The organism is Shewanella sp. DW31 (assembly GCF_015767295.1).
GTDB lineage: Bacteria > Pseudomonadota > Gammaproteobacteria > Enterobacterales > Shewanellaceae > Shewanella > Shewanella oncorhynchi.
Genome location: NZ_JADWMP020000017.1, coordinates 101,828 through 117,437, shown reverse-complemented (window position 1 = coordinate 117,437; position 15,610 = coordinate 101,828). Strand labels below are relative to the sequence as shown.

Annotated in this window: 13 protein-coding genes; 10 read left to right on the top strand and 3 right to left on the bottom strand. The window is 47.8% G+C overall.

The window, feature by feature from the left end; translation table 11 throughout:
- Window positions 1-170 precede the first annotated feature (170 nt).
- The 8 genes from GWI56_RS14920 to GWI56_RS14885 all read left to right on the top strand — a co-directional run bounded on the left by GWI56_RS14920 (window position 171) and on the right by GWI56_RS14885 (window position 9,813).
- Window positions 171-587, top strand: coding sequence for a CBS domain-containing protein (locus GWI56_RS14920; RefSeq protein ID WP_028760149.1), 417 nt, complete (start codon window positions 171-173; stop codon window positions 585-587).
- 116 nt (window positions 588-703) lie between these two features.
- A complete protein-coding gene (gene hrpA, locus GWI56_RS14915; RefSeq protein ID WP_198573324.1) occupies window positions 704-4,585 on the top strand; it encodes an ATP-dependent RNA helicase HrpA in 3,882 nt (1,293 codons plus the stop codon).
- Window positions 4,586-5,191: 606 nt separating this feature from the next.
- Window positions 5,192-5,350, top strand: coding sequence for a nitrate reductase (locus tag GWI56_RS14910; RefSeq protein ID WP_028760147.1), 159 nt, complete (start codon window positions 5,192-5,194; stop codon window positions 5,348-5,350).
- A gap of 43 nt (window positions 5,351-5,393) precedes the next feature.
- The gene (locus GWI56_RS14905) at window positions 5,394-5,651 is read left to right on the top strand and encodes a chaperone NapD (protein ID WP_028760146.1); all 258 of its coding nucleotides are present in this window, start codon (window positions 5,394-5,396) and stop codon (window positions 5,649-5,651) included.
- A gap of 2 nt (window positions 5,652-5,653) precedes the next feature.
- A complete protein-coding gene (gene napA / locus GWI56_RS14900) occupies window positions 5,654-8,143 on the top strand; it encodes a nitrate reductase catalytic subunit NapA (protein WP_028760145.1) in 2,490 nt (829 codons plus the stop codon).
- 10 nt (window positions 8,144-8,153) lie between these two features.
- Entirely contained in the window at window positions 8,154-8,639 is a 486-nt protein-coding gene (locus GWI56_RS14895; RefSeq protein ID WP_028760144.1) for a nitrate reductase cytochrome c-type subunit, read from the top strand.
- A gap of 8 nt (window positions 8,640-8,647) precedes the next feature.
- On the top strand, window positions 8,648-9,235 hold the full coding sequence (locus tag GWI56_RS14890; RefSeq protein WP_028760143.1) for a cytochrome c3 family protein: 588 nt from the start codon (window positions 8,648-8,650) through the stop codon (window positions 9,233-9,235).
- Between the two features lie 206 nt (window positions 9,236-9,441).
- Window positions 9,442-9,813: a DUF1801 domain-containing protein gene (locus GWI56_RS14885; RefSeq protein ID WP_242068418.1), complete on the top strand. Its 372-nt coding sequence runs from the start codon at window positions 9,442-9,444 to the stop codon at window positions 9,811-9,813.
- Window positions 9,814-9,939: 126 nt separating this feature from the next.
- Here the strand turns inward: GWI56_RS14885 and asnS are convergent, their stop codons facing one another.
- The gene (asnS, locus tag GWI56_RS14880) at window positions 9,940-11,340 is read right to left on the bottom strand and encodes an asparagine--tRNA ligase (protein WP_105252305.1); all 1,401 of its coding nucleotides are present in this window, start codon (window positions 11,338-11,340) and stop codon (window positions 9,940-9,942) included.
- A gap of 150 nt (window positions 11,341-11,490) precedes the next feature.
- On the opposite strand from asnS, the gene GWI56_RS14875 reads away from it, so the two are divergent.
- A complete protein-coding gene (locus tag GWI56_RS14875) occupies window positions 11,491-11,826 on the top strand; it encodes a hypothetical protein (protein ID WP_113939548.1) in 336 nt (111 codons plus the stop codon).
- A gap of 64 nt (window positions 11,827-11,890) precedes the next feature.
- On the opposite strand, the gene GWI56_RS14870 is transcribed toward GWI56_RS14875, so the two are convergent.
- Together GWI56_RS14870 and pabB are read right to left on the bottom strand one after the other, a co-directional pair.
- Window positions 11,891-12,478, bottom strand: a complete 588-nt coding sequence (locus GWI56_RS14870) for a CoA pyrophosphatase (protein WP_198573322.1) — start codon at window positions 12,476-12,478, stop codon at window positions 11,891-11,893.
- 31 nt (window positions 12,479-12,509) lie between these two features.
- Window positions 12,510-13,922, bottom strand: a complete 1,413-nt coding sequence (gene pabB / locus GWI56_RS14865) for an aminodeoxychorismate synthase component I (RefSeq protein WP_198573321.1) — start codon at window positions 13,920-13,922, stop codon at window positions 12,510-12,512.
- Between the two features lie 119 nt (window positions 13,923-14,041).
- Between pabB and GWI56_RS14860 the strand changes: the two genes are divergently transcribed.
- The gene (locus GWI56_RS14860; RefSeq protein WP_131525178.1) at window positions 14,042-15,586 is read left to right on the top strand and encodes a fumarate hydratase; all 1,545 of its coding nucleotides are present in this window, start codon (window positions 14,042-14,044) and stop codon (window positions 15,584-15,586) included.
- Window positions 15,587-15,610: the final 24 nt, after the last annotated feature.

Here is a 15,610-nt window from a genome sequence, read left to right as displayed (position 1 = left end):
CATTTCTGCGTCAATGCGCCTTGGATTGAGATGCCTGTGAGGCTCTGAACTGATTAGATATTTAATGTGATTGGTATTATGCACTAGATAAGCCCAATCGATATAAATCGCACATTCTTGCCGATATTTTGACTAGACTACAAACGTAGGGTTAATTCGAGGGAAAGACTATGGACTTAATTAAAATCCGCGACCATATGGATCGTCAGCCCGTGTTGCTGCGCGCTAATATGTCGCTTGCGACTGCGGTCGAAAAGCTGTTAGATAATAATAAAATGGGCGCAGCAGTGGTTGATGATACGGGCGATTTGGTGGGCTTTTTATCCCAGCAGGATTGTTTGGCTGTGATGATCAAAAGTAGCTATCACTGTGATATGACCTCAGTGGTGAAGGATTGCATGCGCACTGAAGTGCTGTTCGTTGGGCCAGATGACAGTATTTTGCAGCTCGCAGAACAAATGCTAGGGCCTAAACCTAAAGTGTATCCAGTGGTTGAACATGGCAAAGTGATTGGCACGATTAATCGCACCAATGTGCTCAAAGCCATGAATATCTATATGCAACAATGTTATCTGTCACCGGTTTAATCTAAGTCGAGCCAGTGCGAAACTGACACGCCATATACTGAGTGCAGAGTAAATTAGCAATACCATTACGCCACTTTCCTTGCTAGGATCGCCGTTTTTGATGCTAGCAATGGAATTTGGATTTGAACTCAGACAAACATCCGCTATCGAACGCCTTTCTTAATCTTTGTTATCAGAGCGACGCGTCGCGGATCCGTCGTCGTTTATTTAAGCTCAATAAAGAAGCCGACTCAGATAAAAAGACCCAAGTCTTAGCTCAGCTGAGCGAGCAAGCGCAGGCGGCGTTTGAGAAGGTTGAGCAGCGCCGTAACGCTCGCCCTAAAATCCACTATCCTGAAAACCTGCCTGTTTCCTTGATGCGCGATGATATTGCACGCGCGATTGCGGGCAATCAAGTGGTGATCATCGCCGGTGAAACGGGCTCGGGCAAAACGACCCAGTTACCTAAAATCTGTTTGGAATTAGGCCTAGGTTGCCGTGGCATGATAGGCCACACCCAGCCAAGACGTTTAGCAGCCCGCAGTGTGGCGAGCCGAGTCGCCGAAGAATTACAAAGTCCGCTCGGTGAAGTGGTCGGCTTTAAAGTGCGTTTTGCCGATGCGCTTAAGAGTGACTCTTATATCAAGTTAATGACCGACGGTATTTTACTGGCGGAATTGACCTCCGATCGCAATCTCGATCAATACGATACCATCATCATAGATGAGGCCCACGAGCGCAGCCTCAACATCGATTTTATTCTGGGCTACCTCAAACAAATTCTCAAAAGACGCTCCGATCTCAAAGTTATTATCACGTCGGCGACCATAGATGTTGAGCGTTTTTCTAAGCATTTCAACAATGCACCTATTATCGAAGTGTCGGGCCGTACCTTTCCGGTCGAAACCCGTTACCGACCTTTAGTGCAAGATAGCGATGCCGATTTAGATCAAATCGAAGGCATTTTTGCCGCCGTCGATGAACTGGTGGCCGAAGGGCTGGGTGACATTCTGATCTTTATGAACGGCGAGCGGGAAATTCGCGATACGGCCGAGCAATTGAGTCGGCGTAATTACCGCGATACCGAAATTTTGCCGTTATACGCGCGTTTATCCTATGGCGAGCAGTCTAAAGTTTTCAGTAGTCACAGAGGTCGGCGGATTGTATTAGCGACGAACGTGGCGGAAACCTCGTTGACTGTGCCGGGTATTCGCTACGTTATCGACCCAGGTACAGCGCGTATCAGCCGTTATAGCTATCGCACTAAGGTGCAACGTTTACCAATTGAACCTATCTCGCAGGCGAGCGCCAATCAGCGCCAAGGCCGTTGTGGTCGTGTGGGGCCGGGTATTTGTATTCGTTTGTACGATGAGGCGGATTTTAATAATCGTCCGGCGTTTACCGATCCTGAAATTCTGCGCACTAACTTGGCCTCGGTCATTTTACAGATGCTGGCCATCGGTTTGGGTGATATTGCTGGCTTCCCGTTTATCGAGCCACCCGATCCACGCCATATCCGCGATGGTTTCTTGCTGCTCGAAGAATTACAAGCGGTTGAGAGCAAACACGGCAAGCTAGTATTGACGCCACTTGGGCGCAACTTGGCGCAAATTCCTGTGGATCCGCGTTTGGCGCGTATGGTGGTCGAGAGTCAGCAGTTAGGTTGTTTGAACGAAGTGCTGGTGATTGCCGCTGGCTTATCAATTCAAGATCCCCGCGAACGTCCGATGGAGAAGAAGCAAGCCAGTGATGAAGCCCATCGCCGTTTTGCCGATCCCAGTTCCGATTTCGTTAGCTGGATAAACCTGTGGCAGCACTTAAAAGATCAACAAAAAGAGTTATCTGCTAGTCAGTTTCGTAAAAAGTGCCGCGATGAATATTTAGCCTATTTACGCGTTCGCGAGTGGCAGGATTTATACGCCCAGCTTAAACAAGCCGTGCACGATTTAAAGTGGCGCTTAAACGATACGCCAGCCAATTACGACAGCTTGCACCGCGCGCTCTTATCGGGCTTATTGAGCCATGTGGGTTTTAAAGATAACAATAACGAGTACTTAGGTGCCCGTAATCGTAAATTCTTTGTGTTTCCCGGTTCGCCACTGGCCAAAAAAGGCCCTAAGTGGATCATGGCGGCTGAGCTTACCGAAACATCGCGCCTATTCGCTCGCTGCTGCGCCAAAATCGAACCCGAATGGCTAGAGCCCTTAGCGGCGCATTTGATCAAGAAAAGCTATGTGGAGCCACATTTTGAGGCAAAACCTGGCAGCGTTATCGCCCTTGAGAATCAAGTGCTCTACGGCTTGACGGTTGTGCACCGTCGTAAAGTGCAATACGGCCCCATCGATCCCGTTGAAGCGCGTGAGATTTTTATCCGCAGCGCTTTGGCAGAAGGGCAGTTACAGACCCAAGAAGCATTTTTTGTCGCTAACCAAAAGCTGCTCGAAGACATTGAATCCCTCGAGCATAAATCCCGTCGCCGCGATATTTTGGTGGACGAGCAAGTGTTGGTGGACTTTTACGAGCCGCGGATCCCGGAAGGGATTTACAACGCCCAGCTGTTTTTTGGCTGGTGGAAGAAGGCAAAGCGCGAGCAACCGGATTTACTCGATTTCAGCAAAGCACTGTTAATGCAGCGCAATGCCGACCATATTTCGACCTTAGATTTTCCCGATACGTGGCACAAGGGCAATTTGCGCCTGCAGCTAAGTTATCACTTTGAACCCGCGGCGGCGGATGACGGCGTGTCGGTTCACATTCCGGTGGCGCTGCTTAATCAAATCGACGATAGCGATTTTGATTGGCTAGTGGCAGGGCTAAGGGAAGAAAAGTGCATCGCGCTGATCAAATCTTTGCCTAAGAGTTTACGACGTAATTTTGTGCCCGCGCCTGACTATGCCCGCGCTTGTGTGCAGGCTATGGTGCCTTTTAGTGCCAGTTTGCTTGAAGCTATGTGCAAGCAATTGCTGCGCATGAGTGGCACGCGTATATCGCCGGAGGATTTTGATTTAACGCAACTGCCCGCGCATTTGCAGATGAACTTTAAAATCGAAGACGATAAAAACAACTTAGTGGCCGAAGGCCGTGTGCTCGATACCTTAAAAGCCGAGTTGCAGGGCGTGGTGGCGAAGGCCATTCGTCAGGTCGCGGATAAAGGTATAGAGCAAGAAGCGTTAACTGAGTGGTCCTTTGGCGATTTGCCGCAGCAATATCAGCAGCAAAAAGGCAATTACCAAGTGCGGGCGTTTCCGGCGCTGATCGATAAAAAAGACAGTGTTGCGATCAAATTATTTGATGATGAATTTGAGGCCTTAGATGCCCATCGCCAAGGTCTGCGACGGTTATTGCTGCTAAACATTCCATCACCGGTGAAACACTTACAGCAAGCTTTGCCGAATAAGGCGAAATTGGCGATGTATTTCAATCCCTTCGGTCAAGTGCAAATCTTGATTGATGACATTATTGCCGCCGCTGTGCAGCAATTATTGGATGAAAAAGCCCTCGATGTGCGTAATCAAGCCCAATTTGAGCAGGCAAAGGATTGGGTTCGCCAAGAACTCAACCCGACCGCCGAGCAAATTGCCTTGAAGGTTGAGCAGATTTTGACCTTATACCAGAGCATTAAAAAGCGTCTTAAGGGCAAAATTAGCTTAGATATAGCCTTTGCTATGAGTGATATTCAAAGCCAATTAGACAAATTAGTGTTTAAAGGGTTTGTCGAATCCTGTGGTTGGGATCGGTTAGCTGATGTGGCGCGTTACTTAAAAGCGATTGAAATCCGTGTCGAGAAGTTGCCTGTCGATCCGACTCGCGACCGTTTGCATATGCAGAGCATTAACAAGGTACAGGAAGCATTGAACGCACAACTGGCGAAAGTGCCACGTGCTATGCCGACACCACCTGCGTTAATCGAGGCGCGCTGGATGATTGAAGAGTACCGTGTCTCTTGTTTTGCACAGGTGTTAGGCACGGCATATCCGATATCTGAAAAACGCATTTTGAATCATATTCAACAGGTTTAATAGACTGATTTAAAGGTCGAGCTGAGCGCCTTTGTCCGATTGATGTAACAATAACGCGATCAAAAAATGACTAAACAAACCGAGAAAACTAACCATTTTCTCGGTTTTTTATTTTCCCTATGCTTACGCTTCTCACGCGATATACCTCCAGTGGTGCGCCATGGAATCAGCGCTTTTTTTGGGGGGGCAGCGATGCTTTTATGCCGAATATCTTTCTTTTGGGATCAAGTCGTTATCTCGCATGTTTTTACACCTTTCTACTGCCTACTCCTTTATGAATACTCAGGTTTTTTTTGCGGGTTTTCTGTTGTTTTCTCGTAGTGATTTATCCATTTCAGTCGCTTATTAATCATAAAATAAATTCAATAATCTAATTTGTAATAGCAAAAAACGTTTAAAAACTGAGATCTGACGAATACTCACATCAAATTGATGATCTGGATCAAGCATCATCCGCTTTACCAATTTGGAGGTATACATTTTGTTAACAACTAAAAGGTATGATCGCTTCGTGATCCAAAGATGCAATAGATATACATAAAGCCTGCCGCTGGCGATTTTTTGCAGCGCATTCAAAGTGGCAGGAACACACCTCTTGGAGGATGCATGAGTGCTAGCACCGCAGAAGAAAAATCCTTAGAACTGAAAATCTTTATCTTTTTAACCGTGTTTCTCGCACCATTATTGTCCGTACTACTGGTCAGTGGTCTGGGCTTTGCTATTTGGTTCAGCCAAATTTTGACGGGTCCACCGGGCGCTGGTTAAACGTAACATCATAAAATAGTTAAAAATAAGAGTGGAATGTCGGATGAGCAAAGAACTCCATATCACCAGTTTAGTGGTGCAGGTCTTACCGCAGAAAATGGCAGATGTTAGACAACAGATAATGACCATTGAAAATGCCGAACTTTCCGTCAACAACGAAGTGAAATTGGTCGTCGTGATCGAAGGCGAGACGCAACGCGCCTTGATGGACAGTATCGAAGCGATCAATGCCATTCCGGGCGTGTTATCAGCCACTATGGTTTACCACCAGAGTGAAGTGCTCGAAGAGGGTGAAGAATGAATATGAACAGACGTGACTTTATCAAGGCCAATGCGGTGATTGCCGCTGCAGGCGCCGCGGGTTTAGCCTTGCCCGCAGGCGCAAGCAACTTAATTACCAGCTCAGAACAAACCAAATTAGAGTGGAATAAAGCTCCTTGTCGTTTTTGCGGCACGGGCTGCTCCGTGATTGTCGCAACTCGCGACGGCAAAGTGGTGGCCACCCATGGCGATGCCAACAGTGAAGTGAACCGTGGACTCAACTGTATCAAGGGCTATTTCCTGTCGAAAATCATGTATGGCAGCGATCGCTTAACCACGCCTATGCTGCGGATGACAGATGGCAAATACGACAAGCACGGTGAGTTTTCGCCCATCAGTTGGGACAGCGCCTTCGACATCATGGCGCAAAAATGGAAAGAGACCATTAAAGCCAAAGGGCCAACTGCTGTGGGCATGTTTGGCTCGGGCCAATGGACAGTGTGGGAAGGTTATGCTGCCGTTAAGCTGATGAAAGCGGGTTTTGGCTCGAATAATATCGATCCGAATGCGCGTCACTGTATGGCGTCAGCCGTGGTCGGGTTTATGCGCACCTTCGGTATCGACGAACCTATGGGTTGCTATGACGATATGGAAGCCGCCGATGCCTTCGTGCTTTGGGGCTCAAATATGGCGGAGATGCACCCGATCCTCTGGAGTCGAGTGACAGACAGACGTCTCAGTGCCAGCCATGTAAAAGTGGCTGTGTTGTCGACTTTTGAACACAGATCCTTCGATTTGGCTGACTTGCCGATCGTGTTCACCCCGCAAACTGATTTAGCCATTTTGAACTACATAGCTAACTACATCATTCAGAATGATAAAGTGAACTGGGACTTCGTGAAAAAACACGTTAACTTCCGTCAGGGCACAACAGATATTGGCTATGGTTTACGTCCGACACATCCCCTTGAGAAAAAAGCGAAAAATGTTAAAACGGCGGGGGATTCAACCCCCATTGATTTTGAGACCTTTAAAGCCTTCGTGGCGGATTATAGCGTCGAAAAAGTCAGTAAATTGTCGGGCGTGCCCGAGGATAAACTGATTGCGCTGGCCAAGCTGTATGCCGATCCCGACATCAAAGTGACCTCATTTTGGACCATGGGTTTTAACCAACATACCCGAGGTGTGTGGTGTAACAACCTGATTTATAACATTCATCTCTTGATGGGTAAAATTTCAACCCCAGGTAACAGTCCATTCTCTTTGACGGGTCAACCATCAGCCTGTGGCACGGCCCGTGAAGTGGGGACGTTTTCCCACCGTTTACCCGCCGATATGGTCGTGACCAATCCTGAACACAGAAAGCATGCCGAAGATATTTGGAAGATCCCAAGCGGCATTATTCCACCTAAACCCGGTTATCACGCCGTCGAGCAAAACCGTCGTTTAAAAGATGGCGACTTGAATTGCTACTGGGTGCAAGTGAACAACAATATGCAGGCGGGCCCAAACATCAATGAAGAAGGGCTACCTGGTTACCGTAACCCTGCCAACTTTATCGTGGTGTCCGATGCCTATCCGACGGTGACGACTCAAGCGGCCGATTTGATTTTGCCCACCGCTATGTGGGTGGAAAAAGAGGGCGCCTACGGTAACGCCGAACGCCGCACTCAGTTTTGGCATCAAATGGTACAGGCACCGGGTGAGTCCCATTCGGATCTGTGGCAATTGATGGAGTTTGCCAAACGTTTCACCACAGATGAAGTCTGGCCTAAGGATGTATTAGCGGCGAACCCTGAGTTCAAAGGGAAAACCCTATTCGAAGTCCTGTATCAGAACGGTAATGTTGATAAGTTCCCACTTGCGGATGCCGATCCTAAGTATTTGAACGATGAGGCTAAACACTTTGGCTTCTATGTCCAAAAAGGCTTATTCGAGGAATATGCGACCTTTGGCCGCGGCCATGGCCACGATCTCGCCCCATTTGATGTTTACCATGAGGCTCATGGTCTGCGTTGGCCTGTGGTCGATGGTAAAGAAACCAAGTGGCGCTTCCGTGAAGGCACAGATCCTTATGTTAAAGCGGGTAAGGGCTTTGAGTTCTACGGTCATCCCGATGGTCGTGCGGTGATTTTCGCGCTGCCCTATGAACCTGCCGCAGAAGCGCCCGATGAAGAATATGATATCTGGTTGTCGACGGGTCGAGTGTTGGAACACTGGCATTCGGGTTCTATGACCCAACGTGTGCCTGAGTTATATCGTGCCTTCCCCGATGCCGTATGTTTTATGCACCCTGAAGATGCGAAGAAACGCGGTCTGCGCCGTGGCGATGAAATTCGCGTAGTGTCCCGTCGCGGTGAAATTAAGACCCGAGTCGAAACCCGTGGCCGCAATAAACCACCCGTGGGTTTAGTGTTCGTGCCTTGGTTTGATGCTAGCCAGCTCATTAATAAAGTCACTTTAGATGCGACAGATCCCTTGTCAAAACAAACTGACTTTAAAAAGTGTGCGGTGAAGATCGTCAAGGTTTAAGGAGAACACGATGAAAACCCTAAAATTAGTCTCAGCGATCGGTTTATTGGTATTTGGCTCATTCATCATGACAAGTGTGTCTGCCGCCAGTATTCCCGAAGATAAAATTGATACCCTGCGCCAAGCGCCTATCAATGTCGAGCCTACGCCACCTGCGATGCAAAGTGTGCGTAATACCGATGTGAAGGAAGTGCGCAGCTATCCCATGCAACCACCTGTGATCCCACACAAGATCGACGGCTATCAGCTTGATCTTAAAGTGAACAAGTGTATGGCTTGCCATGCTCGTAGTCGCATTGGGGATTCGCAAGCGCCTATGGTCAGCGTCACGCATTTTATGGACAGGGACAATAACTTTTTAGCCGAGTTATCGCCGCGCCGCTATTTCTGCACTCAGTGTCATGTGCCGCAGTTGGATGCCAAGCTACTGGTCGAAAACGACTTTGTGGATATGGAACATCTGATCAAAGCCAACACTGAGCAGAAAAAACACTAGGAGTTAGCATGTTAGATAAACTGAAAAAAATCTGGCAGGTACTCAATCGTCCGAGTGTGCATTACAGTTTAGGTTTTTTGACCTTAGGTGGTTTTGTGGCAGGGGTGATTTTCTGGGGCGGGTTTAACACTGCCCTAGAAGTGACCAACCAAGAAGCTTTCTGTATTGGTTGCCATGAGATGGAAAATAACGTCTATCAAGAGCTACAGACGACGATTCATTTCACTAACCGCAGTGGCGTGCGGGCGACGTGTCCTGATTGCCACGTACCGCATAACTGGACCGATAAAATTGCCCGTAAGATGCAGGCATCTAAGGAAGTGTGGGGTAAGGTTTTTGGGACGATTAATACCCGTGAGAAGTTTGAAGATAAGCGTCGTGAACTGGCAGAACATGAGTGGGCAAGATTAAAGGCCAATGATTCGCTCGAGTGTCGTAACTGCCATAACTTCACTTACATGGACTTTACTCGCCAATCACCCAGAGCGGCGCAGATGCACTCAACGTCACTGGCAAGCGGCGAAAAGACCTGTATCGACTGCCACAAGGGGATTGCTCATCATCTCCCTGATATGGCCGGAGTGAAGGGGTTTTAATCTAGGGCGCAGTGTTTATCCGTGTGACTTAGCTTTGCTAAGTTAGACAACTCCAGCAAAAGGCCAAGCGTACTCCACGCTTGGCCTTTTTATTGGCACGTCACTATTCAATTTCTTGGGGATGCTTCAATAGGGTATTATTCAGTCCGATTAGCGCGCTACAATCTGGCTGAGATAGTCTTGCTTGTATGAGAGGTAAAGAGATCATGATGGAAGATCAACCGCAACTTGAAAAACTGTTAGAAGATATTTTATGTACCAGCCCGAGTCTGTTTGAAATAGTGCAGGGGGTGCGACAGGAGGTCAAAACCGCCGCTACCACATCGTCGCGGGCCATTACTGAAGCCGTTAAGTACGGCGGTATACTCTTTAGCACTAAAGCCAGTTTTTGTGGTGTGTTTGCCTATAAACAGCATGTTTCATTGGAGTTTAGCTCAGGCGCGAATCTTAGCGATCCACACAAGGTTCTCGAAGGCAGTGGCAAATTTCGTCGCCATATTAAGTTGGTGTCAATCGATGATATTGCTGCCAAGCGAGTCGCGGAATATATTGCGCAGGCGTTGAGTCTGGCGGATTAATGGTTGTTTAGCCGCATGATGTGACTAAAAACGGACGAATAAAAAAGGAGCTGAATATTCAGCTCCTTTCGTTTTGCTAAGGCTTAATAGAGATGTCTTAGCTATGCAGTACCAAGTTAAGGGAGATTAGAAGTTCGCAGTGCGCGGTGCACGTGGGAAAGGGATAACATCACGAATGTTGTTCACGCCCGTCACATAAGATACTAAACGCTCAAACCCTAGACCAAAACCTGCATGTGGCACTGTGCCATAACGGCGCATATCACGGTACCACCAGTAATCTTCTTGGTTCAGATCCATTTCGGCTAAACGCATATCCAGCACGTCTAAACGCTCTTCACGTTGAGAGCCACCGATGATCTCACCAATACCTGGGGCTAACACGTCCATTGCGGCAACGGTTTTACCGTCATCGTTTAAGCGCATGTAGAAGGCCTTGATATCTTTTGGATAGTTTTTCACTACCACAGGGGCTTTGAAGTGTTCTTCGGCTAAGTAACGCTCATGCTCAGAAGATAAATCGATACCCCAAGACACTGGGAACTCGAAGGTTCTGCCACAGTTTTGCAGAATTTCAACCGCATCCGTGTAATCCACTTGAGCAAAATCGCTTGAAACGAAAGATTGCAGACGGTCGATCACAGTCTTATCAACGTGTTGGGCGAAGAAGGTTAAATCGTCCATACGCTCAGTCAATACGGCATTGAACGCGTATTTCAACATAGCTTCGGCAAGGCCTGCGATGTCGTTTAAGTTAGCGAAGGCGACTTCAGGCTCAACCATCCAGAATTCCGCTAAGTGGCGGCTAGTGTTTGAGTTTTCAGCACGGAAAGTCGGGCCAAAGGTATACACCTTTGACAGTGCACAGGCGTAGGTTTCAGCATTCAACTGGCCTGATACGGTCAGGAAAGCTTCTTTACCGAAGAAATCTTTATCGTAATCGACTTTACCTGCTTCAGTACGCGGCAGGTTTTCCATATCTAAGGTCGATACGCGGAACATCTCACCGGCGCCTTCGCAATCTGATGCTGTGATAAGTGGGGTCGATACCCAAATAAAGCCTTCTTCATGGTAGAAGCGGTGAATCGCTTGAGATAGACAGTTACGTACGCGAGCAACGGCACCAATAATGTTAGTGCGTGGGCGTAAGTGCGCTAATTCGCGTAAATGTTCAATTGAGTGACGCTTAGCGGCCATTGGGTAAGTGTCTGGATCATCAACCCAGCCAGCGACTTCAAGTTCAGTCACTTGCAGTTCAAATGCTTGGCCTGCACCAGGAGATTCCACCACGTCGCCAGTCATTACAACAGAGCAACCCGCAGTCAGCTTTAACACTTCGTTGTCGTAATTATCTAAGCTATTGGGCACGACACCTTGGATAGGATTAAAGCAAGAGCCGTCGTAAACAGCTAAAAAAGAGATGCCGGCTTTAGAGTCACGACGGGTTCTGACCCAGCCACGCACTGTGACTTTAGAACCGACGGCGTGCTCACCTTTAAATACAGATGCGACAGATGCAATGCTCATTGTTGCTTAATTCTCCAACGAAACGTTTTATATGAAAATTTTGGAGGTTTATATTACCTTGCTGGTGGCTTTTCTCAAGCTGAAAAAGGTATCCTGAGATTAATAATATCGATATTGAGCGATATAGTGAGTTAAACGGCGGGAGGCGGTATGAGCAAGACTAGAATATTTCAAATTATCCTTGCGACCTTATCCATTTTAGGCTGGGCAATAGCCGTCTATGCGCTATTAGTGTTTAGTGATGCAAGGCCAGACCGTGAAGTTGGGGCCTATTTAACCCGTGGCGCGACATTTAGAGTCCATTGGGATCCACATGAAACCCAATTATTGCAGTATTTGATTTGGGTTTGTGGCGGTATTAGTTTGGTCAGTTTAGCGTTTAACTATTATGTCGCCCATCACAGTCGTATGGGTTATTGGTTTAATATTCCCATGTTGCTGCTAACGTCGATTGTCGCCGGTTTGTATATCCATTTGGTGGTTTAAGCTAGCCATTGTTTGGCTAATTTAACAGTTTGGCTTTTTAACGGTTTAGCAATGGCAAGTGAAGTCAGAGGATATTGGCAGGAATGCTTAACTGGCGGCACAGATGGTCGATAATCGCGGCAGTCGCACCCCAGATAAACCGTTGTTGATAGGGAATAAAATGCACGCTGTAATAGCGCCCTTGGCGTAAAAAGCGTTTTTGGTGGCGATTATTCGGTTCAATAAAAAAGCTTAATGGCACGGTAAAGCAATCGGCGACCTCACCGGGATCGAGTTTTAAATCAAATGCCTGCTTGATAATGCCTATCACAGGAGTGATTTCAAACCCTGTGAAGGTATTATGGGCTGGAAACGTGCCCATCACCTCGACGTTATGCCTTGAGAGTCCAATTTCCTCTTCTGCTTCCCTTAACGCGGCCGCAATCGCATCAATATCATAGGGCTCAATTTTACCGCCAGGGAAACTGATCTGCCCCGGATGGGCGCGCAGATGCATAGGTCTTTGGGTCAAAATTAGATTCAGCTCACCGTTAATCTCCAGCAGTGGGATCAACACTGCGGCTTTGCGTAATCCAAGGTGAGGGAAGGCCGCCGGATCTTGCCGCGCTAACGGGTGCAGATTAAATCTGAGTCTAAATTCCGCTTGATCCATCGACGTTCTCGTGACTGTTTAGTATTAAAGCTTACGGCTTTTGTGACGCAGCGCCAAGCAAAGGTAAAATACGGCTGATCTTATCAAAGGTTTCTTGGTACTCGGCATCCACTTCTGAATCCGCCACTATGCCTCCGCCCGCCCAGCAATAGAGTTTGCCCTGTTCGGTCACAATAGTGCGAATGGTGATGCTGGTATCCATTTGACCGTCTTGGCTGATATAACCCATAGAACCACAATAAAGGCTGCGCCGTGAAGGTTCGAGCTCTTCGATAATTTCCATGGCGCGAATTTTCGGTGCGCCGGTAATTGAGCCGCCGGGAAACGCCGCGCGCAGTAAATCGCTGGCGCTGTACTTAGCATCGAGCTTGGCCGTTACTGTACTGACAAGGTGATGCACCGCAGGAAAACTTTCAATCTCAAATAGATGCGGTACACGTACTGAGCCTGCTGCCGCCACTTTACCGATATCGTTACGCAGTAAATCGACAATCATGACATTTTCGGCGCGATCCTTTGGTGAGTTTGCCAGTGTATTAGCGGCTTTCACATCCTGTGCGGGATCGGTATGACGCGGCAACGTGCCTTTGATGGGTTTGGTTTGAATATCGTCACTGCGAAGCTGAATAAAGCGCTCGGGTGAAATCGATAAAATCGTGTTTTGCGGCAGACGCATAAAGGCCGAGAAGGGCGCTTTATTGGCATTGCGCAGTTGGTTATAGGCCGACCACTCATCGCCTTGATAATGGGCTTCGAATCTTTGGGTTAAATTTATTTGATAGCAATCACCGCTGTGCAAATAGGCTTGAACTGCTGCAAATTTGGCAGTGTACTGAGCTTTGTCTATCTGTGCTGTCCATGGGCTAGTAAGCACAAATGTGGCAGAATTTGGCTTTTTGGTGATTTTATCTTGAATTCTATTCAACTCAATGTCGAGTGCTGCTTCACCTAAATAATGCAGTAAATGCCAACACTGTGCTTGGTAATCAAAAACTAACGCCCAGTCGTAAAAGCCGATGTTCATCTCTGGCAGTTGTATATCTTGCTTGGCCGTTATCGGCAGGGATTCAATTCTGCGGCCTAAATCGTAGCTAAAACTGCCCATTGCGCCACCACTAAAGGGCAAATCACAATCAAAAGATTTTGAATACCAATGGGTTAATAAAGTGTTGAGTAACTCGAAGGGATCACGGTTTGAGTCTATTGCCTCGGGTAAGCTCAAGTTCGTATCGATGAGCTTTATATCGCTACGCTCGCCCTGAGTCACTAACGTTGCGATAGGATTGGCGCAAATGATGTCGAATCTGGCGTCTTGATGCGGCGCGTTCGCCGAATCTAACAGAATTGCCCAAGTGTCATTTGCAAAGTGTTCGAACAGTGCTGCGGTACTTAATGTCCAGTCAAGTTGGCGTGATGCAAGCTGTTTTGACGCCCTAATTGCCATCGATTAACCCTATTCAAAATGTGATGTAGCCCAAAAAGATGTGAAAGAGTATCATATTGGCCCAGAAAGAATTAAACAAAAACAAGTTAGGCCGCAAAGGCTGCTGGAGCGCTCCTACTATGTCATCTCACCATAAAATGTCTGAAACTTCTGTGATTAAACAAGCCGACTTTATTGAAAGTGTGGCGGATGCTTTGCAATACATTTCTTATTACCACCCGAAGGATTTTGTTGATGCCATGAGCCAAGCTTATGAGCGTGAACAAAGTGCGGCGGCGAAGGATGCGATTGCCCAGATCTTAATTAACTCGCGTATGTCGGCCGAAGGTAAGCGTCCTCTGTGTCAAGACACTGGGATTGTGACCACTTTCGTGAAAGTGGGTATGGGTGTCCAATGGGACAAAACCGATATGACGATTCAGGAAATGGTCGACGAAGGTGTTCGTCGTGCCTATACCAATCCTGATAACCCACTGCGCGCATCAATAGTGTCAGATCCTGCGGGCAGCCGTAAAAATACCAAAGATAACACGCCATCTGTGGTGCATATCGACATGGTGCCAGGCAACCACATCGAAGTGGCGATTGCGGCCAAAGGCGGCGGCAGTGAAAACAAAGCTAAGATGGTAATGTTAAACCCATCTGACGATATCGCCGCATGGGTAGAAAAAACGCTACCGACCATGGGCGCGGGCTGGTGTCCACCGGGTATGCTGGGTATCGGTATCGGCGGCACGGCGGAAAAAGCGGCCGTATTAGCCAAAGAAGCACTGATGGAAAGCGTAGATATCCATGAGTTGATGGCCCGTGGCGCGCAAACGACCGAAGAAAAACTGCGTTTAGACATTTTTGAGCGCGCGAACAATTTAGGCATAGGTGCGCAAGGTCTTGGCGGTTTAACCACAGTGTTAGACGTTAAAATCAAATCGGCGCCTACCCACGCGGCGTCAAAGCCTGTGGTGATGATCCCAAATTGCGCTGCTACTCGCCACGTACATTTCCATTTAGACGGTTCAGGTCCAGCGGAATTAACGCCACCATCATTGGCCGATTGGCCAGAAATTACCCGTGAAGTGGGTGATGATGTGCGCCGCGTGAACTTAGATACTGTGACTCAAGCGGATATCGAACAGTGGCAAAGCGGTGAAACCATTCTGTTGAGCGGTAAAATGCTCACCGGTCGTGATGCTGCCCATAAGCGCATTCAAAGCCTGATTGAAAGCGGTGAAGGTCTGCCAGAAGGCGTGGACTTTACCGGTAAGTTTATTTACTACGTTGGCCCCGTTGATCCAGTCGGTGCTGAAGTTGTCGGTCCTGCGGGCCCAACCACAGCAACCCGTATGGATAAATTCACTGACTTAATGTTAGAGAAAACTGGTCTTATGGGCATGATAGGTAAAGCTGAGCGCGGCCCTGCGACAGTTGAATCAATCAAAAAACACAAAGCGGTATATCTGATGGCCGTTGGCGGCGCTGCGTATTTAGTGTCTAAAGCGATTAAACATTCTCGCGTCGTGGCCTTTGCTGATTTGGGCATGGAAGCGATTTACGAGTTTGATGTGCAAGATATGCCAGTGACTGTGGCTGTGGATTCGCATGGTGTGAACGCCCATGAAACTGGCCCAGCAATTTGGAAAGTGAATATCGCCAACGCGAAAGCGTAAAGGTGAGGATGCAGCGGATTGAAC